Source organism: Microbulbifer sp. SE14 (assembly GCF_059834885.1).
This window is the reverse complement of sequence record NZ_JCBAJA010000002.1, coordinates 155522-171361: the sequence shown is the minus strand read 5'-3', so window position 1 is coordinate 171361 and position 15840 is coordinate 155522. Positions and strand designations below refer to the sequence as shown.

The window sequence follows — 15840 nt, the reverse complement described above, 5'->3', positions numbered from 1 at the left end:
TGCGCCGCTTTCGGTTGGCGGCAGATCACCGCGCCCCCAAATAAAAAGGTCCGATGGAAAAACCCCGATTCCGTGCGGCGCTGCTGCACCCGCGCTACTGGCCCACCTGGCTGCTGTTCGCCCTCTGGTTTCTCGTCGCCCAGCTGCCCTACCGCTGGCAGTTGGGACTGGGGCGCGGGCTCGGCCGGTTGATGCTGCGCGTCGCCCCGACCCGCCGCACCATTGCCGAGCGCAACCTGGCGCTGTGCTTCCCGGAAATGTCCGAGGCCGAGCGGGCCGGGCTGCTGCGGCGCAACTTCGAATCCAACGGCATAGCCCTGATGGAAACCGGCATGGCCTGGTTCCGCTCCTCCAAATGGCTGCGCAAGCGCTTTACCGTCGAGGGGCTGGAGTACCTGCGGGAGCCCCAGTCCCGCGGGCAGGGGGTGGTGCTGATGGCGATGCACTTCACCACCCTGGAGCTGGGTGCCCAGTTCGTCTCCCTGTGCCACAAGGTGGACGGCATGTACCGCCCGCACAAGAATCCGGTTTACGACTATATGCAGCGCAAGGGGCGCGAGCGCCACGGCGAGGATTCCGAGGTCTACCAGCGCAAGGACGTGCGCGGCATGCTGCGCGCGCTCAAGAACGGCCGCGCCGTCTGGTACGCGCCGGACCAGGACTACGGCATCAAGCAGGGGGTCTTCGCGCCGCTGTTCGGCCAGCCCGCGGCCACGGTGACCGGCACCTCCCGCTTCGCCCGGGTGGGGCGCGCCCAGGTGGTGCCCTATACGGTCACCAGGCTGGCGGACGCCGCCGGCTACAAGGTCGTGATCTACCCGCCGATCGGGGAAATACCCTCCGGCGACGAACTGCAGGACGCAATTCTGGTCAATCAGTTTGTCGAGGCGCGCATGCGCGAGAACCCGGCGCAGTACATGTGGCTGCACCGCCGCTTCAAGACCCGCCCTGAGGGGGCGCCGGACGTCTACGAGGGCGTGCGCAGGAAGAAAAGGAAAAAGCGCAGGAAAGCGGCGACGTAATCGCCTCTGGCATAGATCCGGTGCCCTCAGTAACATACCGGTTTCATTTTCGGCGGCACTCTCTCACTCCCTCAGCAGGGGATGGGGGTGCGAGAATAAGGAGTAAGGATGTTTTCCGGCAGTATGGTGGCGCTGGCTACCCCAATGTATGCAGACGGCAGCCTGGACTGGGACAGCCTGCACAACCTCGTGGAATGGCATATCGAGCAGGGCACCCGCGCCCTGGTCGCCGTGGGCACCACCGGAGAATCCGCGACCCTTGATGTCAACGAGCACATCGAAGTGATCCGCCGCGTGGTGGACCAGGTGGCCGGGCGCATCCCGGTGATCGCCGGTACCGGTGCCAACTCCACCTCCGAGGCCATCGAGCTCAGCGAGGCCGCGGCCAAGTGCGGCGCCGATGCCTGCCTGCTGGTCACCCCCTACTACAACAAGCCCACCCAAGAGGGCCTGTTCCAGCACTACCGGGCCATCGCCAAGGCCGTGGCCATTCCGCAGATCCTCTACAACGTGCCCGGGCGCACCGCCGTGGACATGCTGCCGGAGACGGTGCGGCGCCTGGCGCCCATCGGCAATATCGTCGGTATCAAGGAGGCCACCGGCGACCTGGAGCGCGCCCGCGAGCTGCTGGAAATCCTGCCGAAGGACTTCGCTGTCTACTCCGGCGACGACGCCACCGCGATGGAACTGATGCTGATGGGCGGCCGCGGCGATATCAGCGTGACTGCCAATGTGGCGCCGGCGGCGGTGGCGCAGATGTGCGAGGCGGCGCTCAGCGGTGACGCCGAGACGGCCCGGGCCATAGACCAACGCATCCGCATACTGCACAAAGTGCTGTTTGTGGAGTCCAACCCGATACCGGTGAAATGGGCGCTGCGGGAAATGGGGCGCATCGACGGCGGCATCCGCCTTCCGCTCACCAGCCTCTCCCCCGAGCACCACGCCACAGTGCGCGAAGCGCTGCGCAGCGCAGGCGTCCTCTGAGCCCGCGATACGAGAATTTACCAGGAAGCAGATAATGACAAGATTGACCGCTGGAGCCGCCCTCTGTTGTTTCGCCGCCGCCCTGAGCGGTTGCGGCTGGCTCGGCCTGCGCGACCGCAGCGACGACTACCAGCGCGCAGCCAGCCTGCCACCGCTGCATCTGCCCGCCGGTGTGACTGCCAAGCACCAGGAAGAGCTGTACGAGATCCCGCAGATCGCCAGCAATGAGCTGGAGCAGGGCAAGTTCGAGGCGCCGCGCCCACAGGCGCTGTCGGTCAACGTGGGCCTGGACAGGGTCAAGATCCAGAAGCTCGGCAACCGCCGCTGGGTATTGGTTAGCCAGCCGCCCGCGGAGGTATGGCCGCAACTGAGTTATTTCCTGCGCAGCTCCGGCCTGAATCTGGAGCGCGCCGACGCCAGCGCCGGCATCATGGAGACCACCTGGCTGAAGTTCGAGCAGAGCCCGGACACCAAGGACAAGTACCGCCTGCAGGTGGAGTCCGGCGTGCAGCCGGACACTACCGAAATCCACGTGCGCCACCTGTCCGTGCCGGCGGACGCGCCGGTCAGCGGCAGCGTGAACTGGCCGGAACAGTCCAGCAACCCCGAGCGCGAGGGCTGGATGATCGATGAGATGTCCTCCGCCCTGGCGGCCGAATCCACCGGCGCCGCCGCCTCCCTGGTGGCCCAGGCCATCGGCGGCACCTCGGTCAAGGTACAGCTGCAGGAGCCGGCCGGGCGCGAACCCTATATCTCCATGAGCCTGGCCATGGACCGGGCGTGGGCCACGGTGGCTCACGCCCTCAATGCCGGCGCCTACCGCCTGCATAAAGAGGATGCCGATGTCGGCCTCTTCTACGTCACCTATGACGAAGACCGCGAGCTGACCGACGAGGAGGAGGACGGCTGGTTCTCCTGGGGCGGCAAGGGCGAAGACGAATTGGCTGTGGCTGCCGAGGGCGTGACCCTGCAGCAGGTACTGGCCAACATCGATCCCAGCGCCGAGCCGGCGCTGTTTACGGATATCCAGGGCGTGGGCGGCGCGCCCGCTGCGGAGTATCCCGGTTACCTGGTGGTGCTGCGCGGCGCCAATGACCAGATAGAAGTGCGCGTCCGCAACACCCGCGGCCAGCCCCTGTCCCGCGCCAAGGCCTCGCAACTGTTGATGGCGATTCGCCAGAACCTGATATAAGGGCCGCCCGGTGGCCCTTCGCTTCGCATCACTGGGAAGCGGCAGCAAAGGCAACGGCACCCTGGTCGCCAGTGGCGACCATTGCCTGCTGGTGGACTGCGGCTTTACCATCAAGGAGACCGAGCGGCGCATGGCGCGGCTCGGCGTTTCGCCCTCCGACCTGTCCGCGATCCTGGTGACTCACGAGCACAGCGATCACCTGTCCGGCGTCGCGCCCCTGGCGCGCAAATACGCCCTGCCCGTCTACCTGACCCCCGGCACCCTGCGCGCCCGCGATATCGGCAAACTGCCCCGCCTGCACCTGATCGAAGGCCACCAGCCGTTCGCGGTGGCGGATATCCAGGTCACGCCGGTGGCCGTGCCTCACGACGCCCGCGAGGCGGCCCAGTTCGTCTTCCGCAGCCGCGGCAGCAGTCTCGGCCTGCTGACCGACCTGGGTACCGTGACGCCCCATGTCGAGGCCCACTTCGGCGACTGCGACGCCCTGGTGCTCGAAGCCAATCACGACCCGCAGATGCTGGCCCAGGGGCCCTATCCACCGTCCCTGAAGAGACGTGTCGGCGGCGCCTACGGTCACTTGAGCAACCAGCAGGCCGCCGGCTTCCTGCAGCGGGTCGGCTGCGACCAGCTGCAGCATCTCGTGGTCGCCCATATCAGCGAGAAGAACAACAGCATCGAGCTGGCCCGCGAGGCCCTGGCCGACGCCGCCGGGCGGGTCGCCAACTGCATCTTCGCCTGCCAGCAGCAGGGCTTCGACTGGCTTGCCATCGACAAACGCGATTGATGTCTGACCGTAGGGGCCGAAGGCGCCGTGAATACCTGGAGCGGCTGGAACGAACCTTGTATTCGCCTTTGGTGAGTTCGGCTCGGCACTCGGGCGAACACAAGGTTCGCCCCTACAAATGACTTGCGGTAATGGGGGGAGAGGGAAATGGAAACGCTGCTGATTTACCTGCTGGTCGGCGCCGCTGCCGGTACCATCGCCGGCCTGTTCGGCGTCGGCGGTGGCCTGATCATAGTGCCGGCGCTGGTACTGGTCTTCACCGCCCTCGGCATAGCCCCGGAGATACTCACCCATATGGCGGTGGCCACCTCCCTGGCCACCATCGTCATCACCTCACTCAGTTCCATCCGCACCCATCATTTGAAGGGCGCGGTGGACTGGAACATCTTCCTGTCCATGACTCCAGGTATACTGCTCGGCTCCTGGCTCGGCGGTGTGACCGCCCACTTACTGCCGGGGGCCTGGCTGCAGCTGTTGATCGGCATCTTCGCCATAGTGATCGCATCCAGGATGTGGCTCGCCGGCCGGCGTCATGCGCACCTGCCCCAAAACGGCGAGAAGCTGCCCGGTGGACCGCTGCTGGCCGGCACCGGCGGATTTATCGGCTGGGCCTCCGCCATCTTCGGCATCGGCGGCGGCTCCCTGACGGTGCCCTTCCTGTCCCACTGCCGCGTGCAGATGCAGCGCGCCGTGGCCACCTCCGCCGCCTGCGGCCTGCCCATTGCGGTGGCCGGCGCCATCAGTTTCGCCGTGCAGGGCTGGGGCGACGCGCTGCTGCCGGCCTGGAGCAGCGGCTATATCTACTGGCCGGCGTTTGCCGGCATAGTCCTCGCCAGTACTCCTTTCGCCCGCTTCGGCGCCAACCTGGCGCACCGGCTATCGCCGCAGCTGCTGAAGAACTGCTTCGCCGGCCTGCTGTGTGTGATCGGGCTGCGCTTTATCTGGCTGAATGCGGGGCTGCTTCTCGGATAATGGCCGGGAGTCGGGAGTCGGGAGTCGGGAGTCGGGAGTCGGGAGTCGGGAGTCGGGAGTCGGGAGTCGGGAGTCGGGAGTCGGGAGTCGGGACGTCCCCGAAACCCGAAAGAATAGCTCCCCTCTCCCGCTTGCGGGGGAGGGGCCGGGAGAGGGGGCAGTCGGGGCCGCCACCGGAAACAAAAAAGGCCGCTGCTCCCGCAGCGGCCTTTCGCGTTTTCAGGGGTTCCGCAATTAACGGATACCGCACATCCCCTTCTTCAGCAGCGGCGAGATGACGATCATCAGCGCGCCGACACCCAGGCCCCACCACATCAGGTACTCATACAGACTGGTGTAGGTGGCCAGGGTAGAGGCCACATCGCCGGTGGCCTCCTGATCCACGGCCGCCATCTTGCCGATACGGGTGGCTACTGTCTCGGACAGGGCGGTGGCCAGGAACCAGGTGCCCATGCTGACGCTCACCACCTTGCCGATGGACAGCTTGGTCACCGCGGACAGGCCGACCGGAGACAGGCACAGCTCGCCCATGGTGTGCAGCAGGTAGGCCAGTACCAGCCAGATGGCCGCCACCTTGCCCGCCTCGTTGGGGAACTCCGCGCCCAGCACCAGGGCGCCGAAGCCCAGGCCCGCCTGCAGTATGCCGAGGCCGAACTTGACCGGTGTGCTGGGTTCCCAGCCGCGCTTGCCCAGCCATACCCACAGTGCCGCGAACGGAATCGCCAGCAGCATGATGAAGCCGGCGTTCAGGGAGCCGAACATGGATGCGCGTATCTCGCCGTCGCCAACGGTACGATCCAGCACGCGGTCTGCGTACAGGGTCATGGACCCGGCGGACTGCTCGAACAGGGCCCAGAAGACGATGGTGGAGGTGATCAGCACCATCAGTACCACGGTGCGGGAGAACTCCTCGCTGTAGTGGCGCGCGAAGCCGTAGCCGATAAAGGCCACCAGGCCCAGCAGCATGCCGCCCAGCCAGATGTCCACATCGGTAAAGGCCCACACCAGGCCCAGCGCCGCGGTCACCGCGGCCATGCCGATGGCCAGCATGTCCTTGCCCTTGCTGTCCTGGTGCAGCATGGAGAAGAGAATCAGGCCGACGATGGCGACGATCAGCAGGCTGTTCTGCGCCAGGTGCACCACCGGCTCGCTCTGCACCAGGAACCAGACCAGGGCCAGGGAGGCGATACCGCCCAGGTAGACGGCCCACTCCTTGTTGATCGGGCCGATGGCCTTCTGTTTCAGCACTTCCGGGCGGCTCGGCTCGGCCAGGCCGTCCAGGAACTTCTGGCCCCACATAAAGGTGATCAGGCCGGCCACCATGCCGATACCGGCGAGGCCGAAGCCATAGCCCCAGCCGTAGGTCTCGCCCAGCCAGCCGCACAGCAGGGTGGCGACGAAGGAGCCGATATTGATACCCATATAGAAGATGGTGAAACCGGCATCGCGGCGTGGGTCATTCTTGCCGTAGAGCTGGCCGACAATGGTGGAGATATTCGGCTTCAGGAAGCCGACGCCGACGGTGATCAGCGCCAGGGCCATAAAGAAGACCTTCAGCGCCACCACGTCCTGGATCACCACATCGTTGGCCAGGGTGGTGCCGGCAGCGATCACGGTGCCGTCGTTCAGGGTAATGGCCTCACTGAGCACAGTGCCCGCAGCGTAGGAAATGGCTTGGTGGCCCTCGACGGCCATCAGCAGGTGACCCAGGCACAGCAGTATGCCGCCGAAGAGCACCGCCTTGCGCATGCCCAGGTAGCGGTCGGCCAGCAGGCCGCCGATCAGCGGCAGTGCGTAGACCAGGCCCGCGTAGGCGCCGAGCACGTCATAGCCGGCGCTGTCGGTAAACAGGTGGTATTTGGTGAGGTAGAGGAGGAGCAGATACTTCATGCCGTAGAAGGAGAAGCGCTCCCAGAGCTCGGTGGCGAAGCAGATATAGAGCCCTTTGGGGTGGCCGAGCAACTCGCCCGAGCCGGCAGTAGTGGCCGCCGTGGTGACGTCCGCGACATTAGAAGACATTAGAAGTTCCTCTGTCTGTAGGCACATCTGCAAATCTACTGCGCGTGCGCCTGGCGGCGTCCGGCGGTGCTCGCAATGCTCATGTACTAAAGTACACTCCGCTTGCTGTGCTCCGGCGGCCACCACCAGCCACCCGCTCGTAACGATTTTCAGGTGTGCCTTGTAATAGTTATTGGGGAACCTCGGTCAGCCGGCGTCTCGGGTGATGATGACGGTGCGGTGCACCTCAGTCAGCCTTGCGGCTGCCATACCGGAGAGAGTTGCAGACTGTGCCCGGAGCTTCCAGATTAAACCCACGAAGTGTAACAGCTGCGTGTTAGGCAGGCGAATCGTTACAGATGAAACCGGTCAATTTGCCGCATTGCTATTCCCCAGGGCGGCGATTAGTGGTAAATGCTAAGGGGAGAGCGATAAACAGGGGAATATAACGATGAAGACCCCACTTTTTCTAATTCTGGTAGTGCTTCTGAGCGCCTGCGCCGGCGCACCCACCGACGACGATAGCGGCATTGACACCCATTCAGCCCTGAGCGGCGCCGTGATTCTCGGCCAGCCCGTGGACACGGCCAAGCTACCCGAGGACGACCTGCTGACACTGACATCGGAGATGCGCGCCTACCTGGCAACCGTGGCCCCGGGTGCCAGCCCGCAGCAGCGGCTGGCGGCGTTGATCCGCGCCTTCGAGCGGCGCGAGTTCCAGGTCGAATACGATGCGGACAGCACCCTGACCGCGACCGAGACCTACCACCGCCAGCGCGGCAACTGCCTGGCCTTCACCCTGATGATGGTCGCCATGGCGCGGGAGCTGGGTGCCGACGCCTACTTCAACCAGGTGGATGTGCCGCCGGTGTGGGGTCACGATGAAGCACAGACCTTCGTCGTCTACCGCCATATCAATATGGTGTCAGAGAGCGCCCGCGGCCGCCGCGTGGTGGATTTCAACCTGGCCGCCTACGATCCCCTCTACGACCAGTACAAGCTGTCGGATATCGACGCCTTCGCCCAGTACTACAGCAACCGCGGCGTCGAGCTGATGAAACAGGATGAGCGCGAGCAGGCGTTCCTGTATCTGCGCAAGGCACTGGAACTGCGCCCCGGCGACAGCAACCTGTGGACCAATCTGGGCGCCCTCTACAGCCGCTTCGGATACTTCCGCGAGGCCGAGCAGAGCTACCGCCAGGCCCTGCAGTTGAGTTCGGGCAACCTGGTGGCGATCAGCAACCTCGAGCGCCTCTATCGCCGCGGCGACCGCACCGAACTGGCCGACCACTACGCCCAGCGGGCGCGCTACCACCGCGAGCGCAATCCCTATTACCTCTTCTACCAGGCGCGGGATGCCTACGAGCACGGCGAATACCAGCAGGCCAAGAAACAGCTGCGCCGCGCATTGTGGAAATATGAGGACGACCACCGGTTTCATTTCCTGATGGGGCTGACGAATTACCGGCTGGGAGAGTTCGAGGATTCCAGGGAGAGTTTCCGGGAGGCTTTTTCCCAGGCGAATAACCCGGCAACGGTCAATGCCTATGCGCGCAAGCTGGATTACTTGAAGCACCAGGAGCAATAATATCACCTGGTCTACAGGCTATTTCTACAAACAAAGAAGGGGCGCCGAGGCGCCCCTTCTTCTTTTGATTTCTGGAGTCGTCGCTTAGAACTGGTAGCTGACACCAGCCCAGGCGTAACGGCCCTTGAAATCGTAAGTGCTGTTCCAGTTGGATCCGGGGGTTTCGTATGGATCGCGATCGGTCACATTGTCCACCCCGGCGGAAAGGCGCAGTTGCTCACTGACATCCCAGCCGCCTTTCAGGTCCAGGTAGGTATGTGACGGAATCGGAACAAAGCCGCCGGTAACCGGAGATTCGCCCTTGTGCAGGTAGCGGACGTCCATACCGAGATCCCAGCTGCTGCCATACCAGGTGGCACCTACCAGACCGCGCCACTTCACGTACATCTCGCTGGTGTTGCCGATATAGTCCATCTTGTCGGTTTCAGTACCGGATTGCTCATTGAACTCCTTGTACTCCAGCAGGCGGGTAGCCTGGAGACGCAGAGCCAACTGGCCAGCATCGAAGTGGAAGTTCTGAATGACATCCAGGTCAATACCACGGGTGTCGATCTGGCCGATGTTCATTTTCGCACCTTCCAGTGCGACGATCTGGTCGCCGGCACCGCGGGTTACGAACGCACATGCACTGGCAATGCCTTCGCGGTAGCAGTCGTCCAGGATGCGCTGCAGGTCCGGCGAGGTGATGGCGTCTTCCACCTGAATATCGAAGTAGTCGAGGGTAATCGACAGGTCTTCAACAAATGACGGAGTCCAGACAGCACCGGCGGTGAAGGTCGTCGCTTCTTCCGGCTTCAGGTCCGGGTTGCCACCGATATTGGTCGGGACCTGGGTGCCAATCTGTTTGAAGCCAGGGTTTGTAACCTCATCGCCACAGAAGTCACCCTGGTTGCCATCGCTGGTATCACAGGGGTCATACAGGGTTTCGTAGCTCTGCGCGGTACCGCTATACAGCTCGTAGATTCCCGGCGCGCGGAAAGAGGTCGAGGCGCTGGCGCGGAAGCGCAGGTCTTCGACCGGGGCGTATACCAGGCCGAATTTGCCGGTAGTCTCGCCGCCGAAGGTGCTGAAATCGGAGTAGCGAACGGCCAGGTCTGCGGAAAGCTCTTCCGCATAATTGGCACCGGACAGGATCGGCAGGTTGAACTCGGCAAATACCTCGGTCACGTCGTATTCACCGGCGGTGGCATCCTGCTGATTGCTGAAGGTTTGGCCGCTCTGGGTCTCTTGACTTGGGTTGAATTCACCGGATTCCTCGCGATACTCAATACCGGTTGCAAAGCCCAGTGCACCGCCCTGGAATTGGATGGATTCAATTTCGCCGGTCAGGGACGCGCCGAAATTCACCAGCTCGTACTCATTGTCTTCCCGGTCGTCATAGCGCATGTAATCGATCACTTGCTGGCTCATGCCGCCGGCAAAGATCGGATCGACGCCCTCAGCATTGCCATCGAGAATTTCCTGGAGCTTGGTTTTGCTGTAGGAGTTGGCGGTGACGTTCTCGCCTTCGTTCTTGCCGTAGCTTGCGAAGGCATCCCAGCCCCAGCCGTTGGCAAGGTCACCGCGCAGGCCGAGGACAACGCGGTAAGTGTCGGTAGTTTGCTCTGATTCCCGGGGACCGCCGGCCACGGGGCGGCTGTACAGATCAAAACCAGCTGTCCAGTCTGCGCCCGGGTTGGGCGGGAGGTCGTCTTCAGCCACACCGTCGGCAATCGCCTGATCGTAAGCCTCTTTCGCCTCCTGCCAAGCGGCTTGCAACTGGGCCTGAATTTCCGGTTGCAAGTGCTTGGTGGGGTCCAGTTCCAGTCCGTTGGAGCCGTACATCGGCTGGGCGGCCAGCTGCTGGTTAGTGGTTTTGGTGGTGAAGCTGGCTTCGCCGTATGCCTCAACCGCATCACTCAGGGAGTAGGTGCCAGATAAGTTGGCGCTGGTGCGCTCCATGGCGCCGGACAGCCACATGTACTGGCCGATATCGTAGCGGCTGAAACCCGGGGTCAGGGTGAGATCTTCACCGACAGTAAAGCCATTGGGCGCGTAATCGGTAAAGATATTGCCGTTCGGGGTCAGGGCGCTGGTCAGGCCGGCCCAATCGCGATCACTGTAAGCGATTTCGTCGCGTTGGCTGTGGGTGATGTTGCCGATAAAGCTGCCGCGTTCTCCTTCACCACCGAAAGTGAAGGAAATTTCGCCGTTCTCGCCACCGCCTTCGGAAGTGGCACCGCCACGGGCGCTGATGCGCGCGCCTTCGAAGGAATCCTTCATGACCACGTTGATGACGCCGGCAACTGCATCGGATCCGTATACCGCGGAAGCGCCGTCGGTCAGTACTTCGATACGGTCGATCATGTCGACGGGAATATTGTTCATATCCACCGCAGAACTAACACCTGAGCTGGAGGATACGAAGCGGCGGCCGTTGACCAGTACCAGAGTGCGTGCGGAACCCAGATTGCGCAGGTCCACGAACGCCAGGCCTTGGCCACCGTTGTTATCATTGGCGTTGATACCGGCCGTGCCCATAGAAGGCAGTTCGCGCAGAAGTTCGTCGATGGTGCCGACGCCGGAACGGCTGATGGCTTCAGAATCCACAATAGTGATGGGGCCAGTGGTCGACAGGGGATCGCGGGCAATACGCGAACCGGTAACAATTACCTCTTCAACCGCCGGTCCGGGCACTGCGTCCTGGGCCACGACGCCAGTGCTGGCGATAGTGCCCAGAGCTGCGATGGCAACGCTCAATTTGGTCTTGATCATAATGCATCCTTTTATGTACTTAGGGTACTTATAATGCGTTTATTAGCATGTAGCATTTAATGCGCGAGCTGACTTTAATGCATTGAATGAAATTATGGAACTATCGTGACAATGAGTAATTACATCTCCTCCTTGCAAGATGTTTGTATTTTGAACGGTATGGTCTTTTTTTAGTCTTCGATAAGTGTTTTTATCCGCATTAGCGGAAAATTAAGTGATGCCTTTCTTTTTATTTTAATTATTCGAGTATGTGGATATTAAATGTAAAGATTGTTGATCAGTCGAAATGTTGCTCAATAAGTGATCAGGTTGAGGTGGGAGTGAGGCGAAGTAATAAAGAGGGAGAGTAAGCAGGTTGAATTTTGAGCAGAGCTCCATCCTTGGGATAGAGCACTGCGAGCAAAAAAAATCGTCAAGCGAGGCTCTGCTTCATTCCATCCAAAAACAGCTGCACGGCCAACATAACCAGGACCATGCCCATCAACCGTTCCACTGCGATCAGGCCGCGGTTTCCAAGCAGCTTCGCCAGTGGCGCAGACGCCAGCAATATTACTGAAGAGACTGCCCAGGCACCCAGCAGAGCCAGGGTCCAGTCCATCAACTGCTCGCCCTCGCTGTTGGTCATCAGCATCAGAATGGCCATGGTGGATGGCCCCGCCACCAGTGGCACTGCAAGGGGCACGAAGAAAGGTTCACCTTCCAGGCGCTCCCCCATGATCCCGCCCTCGGTGGGGAAGACCATGCGCAGCGAAATCAGGAACAGGATGATCGCCCCGGCAATACGGATCGCCTCCTGGGACAGCCCCAGCCAGGCCAGCACAAAACGTCCGCCGTACAGGAATACCAGCAGTACGATCAGGGCGAAGACCAGTTCGCGCATGATGACGTAGAGCTGTCGGCGGGGAGGGACGTTTTTCAGGGCGGCCAGGAAGACGGGGATGTTGCCCAGCGGGTCCATGACGAAGAGGAGGGTCAGAAAAGCGGTAAGGGTGTCCATTTTTTGTCCAGTTTGTGGTCGTAGGGGCTTATACGTGCTGTATTGGGTGCGAATGAGAAATTTTAGCTCTAAACCTTTTAGTCCGCGGATTTGATGATGAGCGCTGACTGTTTAGTTCTGTTAAATTTGTAGAAAGTTATCATATGGCGACCAACGCAAACGCTTTTCTTTTTATAATCTAACGATGGAAGAAAAAAACAAATTCAATTCAAAGGGACAAGCCTGGCAGGCTTATTGGCAAAATACTCAAGCTGGCGAAGCATTTGCCAGTGGAGGGACCGACCACCCTGCAGTTAGCGAATTCTGGCACAAACTGTTCCGGAGCCTCCCTTCAGAGAGGCAAACTTTGGAGGTTGTCGATATCGCGAGTGGTAGTGGTGCTGTAATTCAATATGCCGCCGATGTGTTCTCCCGGGAAGGGTTAAGCTTAAGCTGCATCGATATATCCATCGACGCTGTGCGTGGTATTCTCGCCCGGAGGCCCTACGTGCACGGTATTGTCGCAGACGCTGCCGCGCTGCCGTTGGCCCCCGAATCTATTGATGTTGCGACCAGTCAGTTTGGTATTGAGTACGCAGGATTGGGCGCAGTTACAGAGTTGCTTCCGATCGTGAGACCTGGCGGCGTGATGGCCATGCTCTTGCACTACAAGTCTGGTACTATCTTTGAGCAATGCGAAGCCAACTATGCCGCAATACGTGAAGTTCAAAGGATCGGCTTCGTTGAAGATGCTATTGCCATGTTTGAATCTGCATTCGCGGTTTTATCTGGAGCCGACAGGCAAGTCTACGAGCAAACCTCTCGAAAGCTGATTCCGGGGTTTCGCGCCTTGGAAAAAACCATGCGCCGATATGGCAAGCATGTTGCAGGCGATATGGTACGCAGGCTCTATCTGGATGTGGATCATATTCATTCCCGACTGCCCGCCTACCAAAAGGAAGATGTCCTGATGTGGCTTCGAAGAATGGTGGTTGAGCTTCAGACTTACGCAGGACGTATGTCGTCGATGTGCGACGCGGCAATAGATGAGCGGGGATTTGGCGCTCTCGAGAAGATGGTGCGCAGAAGCGGGTTTGTCATCCATGTGTCGGAGCCACTATATGCAGATGAATTCAATTTGCCTCTAGCCTGGTCGCTGGTTGCGTCGAAGCCGGGAGGAGGTAATCAACAGGTGGTTGCTGATCGATAAAGTCGCTTTCCTCGGCGGCTCGTGAACTTGCTGGTGGTCGTCAGACTTGCGGCGCGGTAATATGCTTTACGACTTCTTTAAAGGGAAGCTTACTTAAATCGTTATATGGAATAAGGGTATCTATATGAAAATGAAACTGTTTTTGGCGTTGGCTCTTTTTTCAGGTGTGCTGAGTGGTTGTGCTTCGGGCGGGAGTGAGGAGCAATCTGTTTCAACTGCAGCATTGAATTCTGAGACCAGTAGTCAGACGACTAATAAAGAGGACGATAAGATCTGTAAGGTTCGCCCAATTACTGGTTCTCGTTTCAAGCAGAAGACTTGTATGACCGCTGAAGAGTGGGAAAATATGCGGGTTGAGAGCAAGAAGATGCTTGATGAAGATACGCGCAGCAAGCCAACAAATTACTGATCTGTAGGTCCTCAAGAAAGAGGCGGCCTTTTGGTTTCTTTGGGATTCTGGGGGCGCTTCTGCTCTACCGTAAGATTACTGTGTTATATCGTAGTTGTCTTCTGTGGGGGCATTGATATACAGCAATTTTGTCATGTATTGCCTTGTTGCGAGCTTTCTTTATAAAGCTGAAGCTTTATAACTAAAATCGTTAAGATAGCACTGTTAGTCGAGTGTCCGATGCCCGGCTCTGGATACCTAAATACCCACGCTGACAGTTGTCGGCACTTCTATTGCCAAGATCTATGAGTTTCTCTTCCGAGTTCCTGAATCGTCTCCGTGAGGCGAGGATATTTGTCGCCCAGAATCGTTTTTCCGAAGCGGAACAAGTCTATCAGGAGTTGTTGTCCTCCGGAGAGGGAGGAGAAGGCCTGCTGCGAGAGCTGTTTCAGTTCTATATGCAACAGAAAAGGTCGGCAGATGCACTCTCCTGTCTTGAGCAGCTCGCCAGAGCTGTTCCCGAGAGACCTGAATACTGGCTACGTGTGGCGGATTTGGCGCAGTCAACTGGTGAGCTTGAAGCGGCGATCAGTGCATACCGGGCATTTTTGAAGAAGGTGCCGGATCGACCAAATACGATATTTAACTTTGCCTTTTTGTTGAAGCAGGCCGGTCATCTGGAGGAAGCGCTTGACCGGTATCGAGAAGCCCTGCAAAAAAGCATTCCTGCTCAGGAAGAAGTCTACACGAACATCGGTGTTATCCAATCTGAGTTGTGTCGGGAAGGAGATGCCAGGGGTAGTTTTGAGCAGGCACTTGAGATCAATGACAAATATATTCCGGCTATTTTTAATCTTGCGGGACTTCTGGAGGAGTCGGGTGACAAGGCTTCGGCCGTCGAGCTTTACAGGAGAATTCTGTCTCTTGATGATCGCTATTACCCGGCGCTCTGTCGCTTGGCGTATCTGCGGGCTGCACAGAACGAGAGTGATCCACTTATAAAGAAGATAGCCTCCTTGGTCAGTAGGGAAGACTTGCCGCCAGATAATCTGGAGGAGCTTAATTTTGCACTTGGCAAGCTCCTGGATGATTGCGGTAATTACGATAGAGCCTTTTCGAGATTTGAGATTGCTAATAGATTGGGACGACGGCGATTTGCTCCCTACGATCGCGTTGCTCATGCAAAATTCATTGATGGCCTGATCCGGTTTTTCTCGCAAGAATGGTTTTCCCGTGAGTACAGCACGCTCTCTGATACTCCCGTATTTATCTGCGGCATGTTCCGTTCAGGTTCGACGCTGGTGGAACAGATCCTTAGTGGCCATTCCAAGGTAACTGCGGGCGGGGAGTTGGAGTTCTTTCCCCGATTGATCCATGGCTTGGATGATGGGTACCCTCAGATATTGGCAGGGAAAGAGAGGCAATACTTCGAGTTGGTTGGCAAGGAATATCTTGACTACTTGGCGAAAAGGTTTCCGTCTGGGGGTGTGCTTACGGACAAGCGGCCGGATAATTTCCTGCATGTGGGCATGATCAAGAGTGCGCTGCCGAGGTCCCGAATAATCTGGACCAGGCGCGGCCTACTGGATAACTGCCTGTCGGTGTATTTCCAACAGTTGGGGGGTGGTATGAATTATTCAGTGGATCTCGACTGTATCGGCCACTATTACTCTGAACAGGTGCGGCTGATGGAATATTGGAAAACACTGTTTCCTGACAGTGTTTTCGAAATTTGCTATGAGCAGTTAGTGGCCGATCCTGAGCCAGTAGTTCGGCGCTTGCTTGGCTTCTTGGGGCTGCCGTGGGATGCGGCTTGTCTCGATTTCAGTGCGCGCAAGAATTACGTCAAGACCGCGAGTATCTGGCAGGTGCGGGAATCGATCCACAAGAAATCAACAGCCAGGTACAAACACTACGAGTCCCATCTGAAAGTTCTGGAGAAATATCTGCCCAACTAAATTTAGGAAAAAAA

The 15840-nt window shown here is 59.4% G+C and carries 12 protein-coding genes; 9 read left to right on the top strand and 3 right to left on the bottom strand.

From position 1 onward, the window contains the following. Positions 1-53 precede the first annotated feature (53 nt). From lpxL to AC6R19_RS02260, 5 genes are all read left to right on the top strand, one after another. Positions 54-1022: an LpxL/LpxP family Kdo(2)-lipid IV(A) lauroyl/palmitoleoyl acyltransferase gene (gene lpxL, locus AC6R19_RS02280; RefSeq protein ID WP_500577860.1), complete on the top strand. Its 969-nt coding sequence runs from the start codon at positions 54-56 to the stop codon at positions 1020-1022. A 108-nt stretch (positions 1023-1130) separates the two neighbouring features. Beyond that, positions 1131-2006 (top strand): 4-hydroxy-tetrahydrodipicolinate synthase, encoded by an 876-nt coding sequence (gene dapA / locus AC6R19_RS02275; protein ID WP_500577859.1) that lies wholly within the window; start codon positions 1131-1133, stop codon positions 2004-2006. 34 nt (positions 2007-2040) lie between these two features. Next, positions 2041-3198 (top strand): outer membrane protein assembly factor BamC, encoded by a 1158-nt coding sequence (locus tag AC6R19_RS02270; RefSeq protein ID WP_500577858.1) that lies wholly within the window; start codon positions 2041-2043, stop codon positions 3196-3198. 10 nt (positions 3199-3208) lie between these two features. Beyond that, a complete protein-coding gene (locus AC6R19_RS02265; protein WP_500577857.1) occupies positions 3209-3982 on the top strand; it encodes an MBL fold metallo-hydrolase in 774 nt (257 codons plus the stop codon). A 147-nt stretch (positions 3983-4129) separates the two neighbouring features. After that, entirely contained in the window at positions 4130-4954 is an 825-nt protein-coding gene (locus AC6R19_RS02260) for a sulfite exporter TauE/SafE family protein (RefSeq protein ID WP_500577856.1), read from the top strand. Between the two features lie 234 nt (positions 4955-5188). Here the strand turns inward: AC6R19_RS02260 and AC6R19_RS02255 are convergent, their stop codons facing one another. After that, positions 5189-6973, bottom strand: coding sequence for a peptide MFS transporter (locus AC6R19_RS02255; RefSeq protein WP_500577855.1), 1785 nt, complete (start codon positions 6971-6973; stop codon positions 5189-5191). Positions 6974-7403: 430 nt separating this feature from the next. Here AC6R19_RS02255 and AC6R19_RS02250 point away from each other — a divergent pair, with 430 nt between their 5' ends. Continuing rightward, positions 7404-8540: a tetratricopeptide repeat protein gene (locus tag AC6R19_RS02250; protein WP_500577854.1), complete on the top strand. Its 1137-nt coding sequence runs from the start codon at positions 7404-7406 to the stop codon at positions 8538-8540. 84 nt (positions 8541-8624) lie between these two features. On the opposite strand, the gene AC6R19_RS02245 is transcribed toward AC6R19_RS02250, so the two are convergent. Beyond that, a complete protein-coding gene (locus tag AC6R19_RS02245; RefSeq protein ID WP_500577853.1) occupies positions 8625-11294 on the bottom strand; it encodes a TonB-dependent receptor plug domain-containing protein in 2670 nt (889 codons plus the stop codon). A 412-nt stretch (positions 11295-11706) separates the two neighbouring features. Further along, the gene (locus tag AC6R19_RS02240; RefSeq protein WP_500577852.1) at positions 11707-12291 is read right to left on the bottom strand and encodes a MarC family protein; all 585 of its coding nucleotides are present in this window, start codon (positions 12289-12291) and stop codon (positions 11707-11709) included. A gap of 184 nt (positions 12292-12475) precedes the next feature. Between AC6R19_RS02240 and AC6R19_RS02235 the strand changes: the two genes are divergently transcribed. The 3 genes from AC6R19_RS02235 to AC6R19_RS02225 all read left to right on the top strand — a co-directional run bounded on the left by AC6R19_RS02235 (position 12476) and on the right by AC6R19_RS02225 (position 15826). Continuing rightward, on the top strand, positions 12476-13480 hold the full coding sequence (locus AC6R19_RS02235) for a methyltransferase domain-containing protein (RefSeq protein WP_500577851.1): 1005 nt from the start codon (positions 12476-12478) through the stop codon (positions 13478-13480). Positions 13481-13604: 124 nt separating this feature from the next. Next, positions 13605-13889: a hypothetical protein gene (locus tag AC6R19_RS02230; RefSeq protein WP_500577850.1), complete on the top strand. Its 285-nt coding sequence runs from the start codon at positions 13605-13607 to the stop codon at positions 13887-13889. Positions 13890-14173: 284 nt separating this feature from the next. Next, complete coding sequence (locus AC6R19_RS02225) at positions 14174-15826, top strand: tetratricopeptide repeat-containing sulfotransferase family protein (RefSeq protein ID WP_500577849.1); 1653 nt, start codon at positions 14174-14176, stop codon at positions 15824-15826. Positions 15827-15840: the final 14 nt, after the last annotated feature.

What these genes read in the sequence shown, in the direction of transcription:
- lpxL (WP_500577860.1), top strand. Translation starts at nt 54, where the DNA reads ATGGAAAAACCCCGATTCCGTGCGGCGCTGCTGCACCCGCGCTACTGG.
- dapA (WP_500577859.1), top strand. Translation starts at nt 1,131, where the DNA reads ATGTTTTCCGGCAGTATGGTGGCGCTGGCTACCCCAATGTATGCAGAC.
- AC6R19_RS02270 (WP_500577858.1), top strand. Translation starts at nt 2,041, where the DNA reads ATGACAAGATTGACCGCTGGAGCCGCCCTCTGTTGTTTCGCCGCCGCC.
- AC6R19_RS02260 (WP_500577856.1), top strand. Translation starts at nt 4,130, where the DNA reads ATGGAAACGCTGCTGATTTACCTGCTGGTCGGCGCCGCTGCCGGTACC.
- AC6R19_RS02255 (WP_500577855.1), bottom strand. Translation starts at nt 6,973, where the DNA reads ATGTCTTCTAATGTCGCGGACGTCACCACGGCGGCCACTACTGCCGGC.
- AC6R19_RS02250 (WP_500577854.1), top strand. Translation starts at nt 7,404, where the DNA reads ATGAAGACCCCACTTTTTCTAATTCTGGTAGTGCTTCTGAGCGCCTGC.
- AC6R19_RS02245 (WP_500577853.1), bottom strand. Translation starts at nt 11,294, where the DNA reads ATGATCAAGACCAAATTGAGCGTTGCCATCGCAGCTCTGGGCACTATC.
- AC6R19_RS02240 (WP_500577852.1), bottom strand. Translation starts at nt 12,291, where the DNA reads ATGGACACCCTTACCGCTTTTCTGACCCTCCTCTTCGTCATGGACCCG.
- AC6R19_RS02235 (WP_500577851.1), top strand. Translation starts at nt 12,476, where the DNA reads ATGGAAGAAAAAAACAAATTCAATTCAAAGGGACAAGCCTGGCAGGCT.
- AC6R19_RS02230 (WP_500577850.1), top strand. Translation starts at nt 13,605, where the DNA reads ATGAAAATGAAACTGTTTTTGGCGTTGGCTCTTTTTTCAGGTGTGCTG.
- AC6R19_RS02225 (WP_500577849.1), top strand. Translation starts at nt 14,174, where the DNA reads ATGAGTTTCTCTTCCGAGTTCCTGAATCGTCTCCGTGAGGCGAGGATA.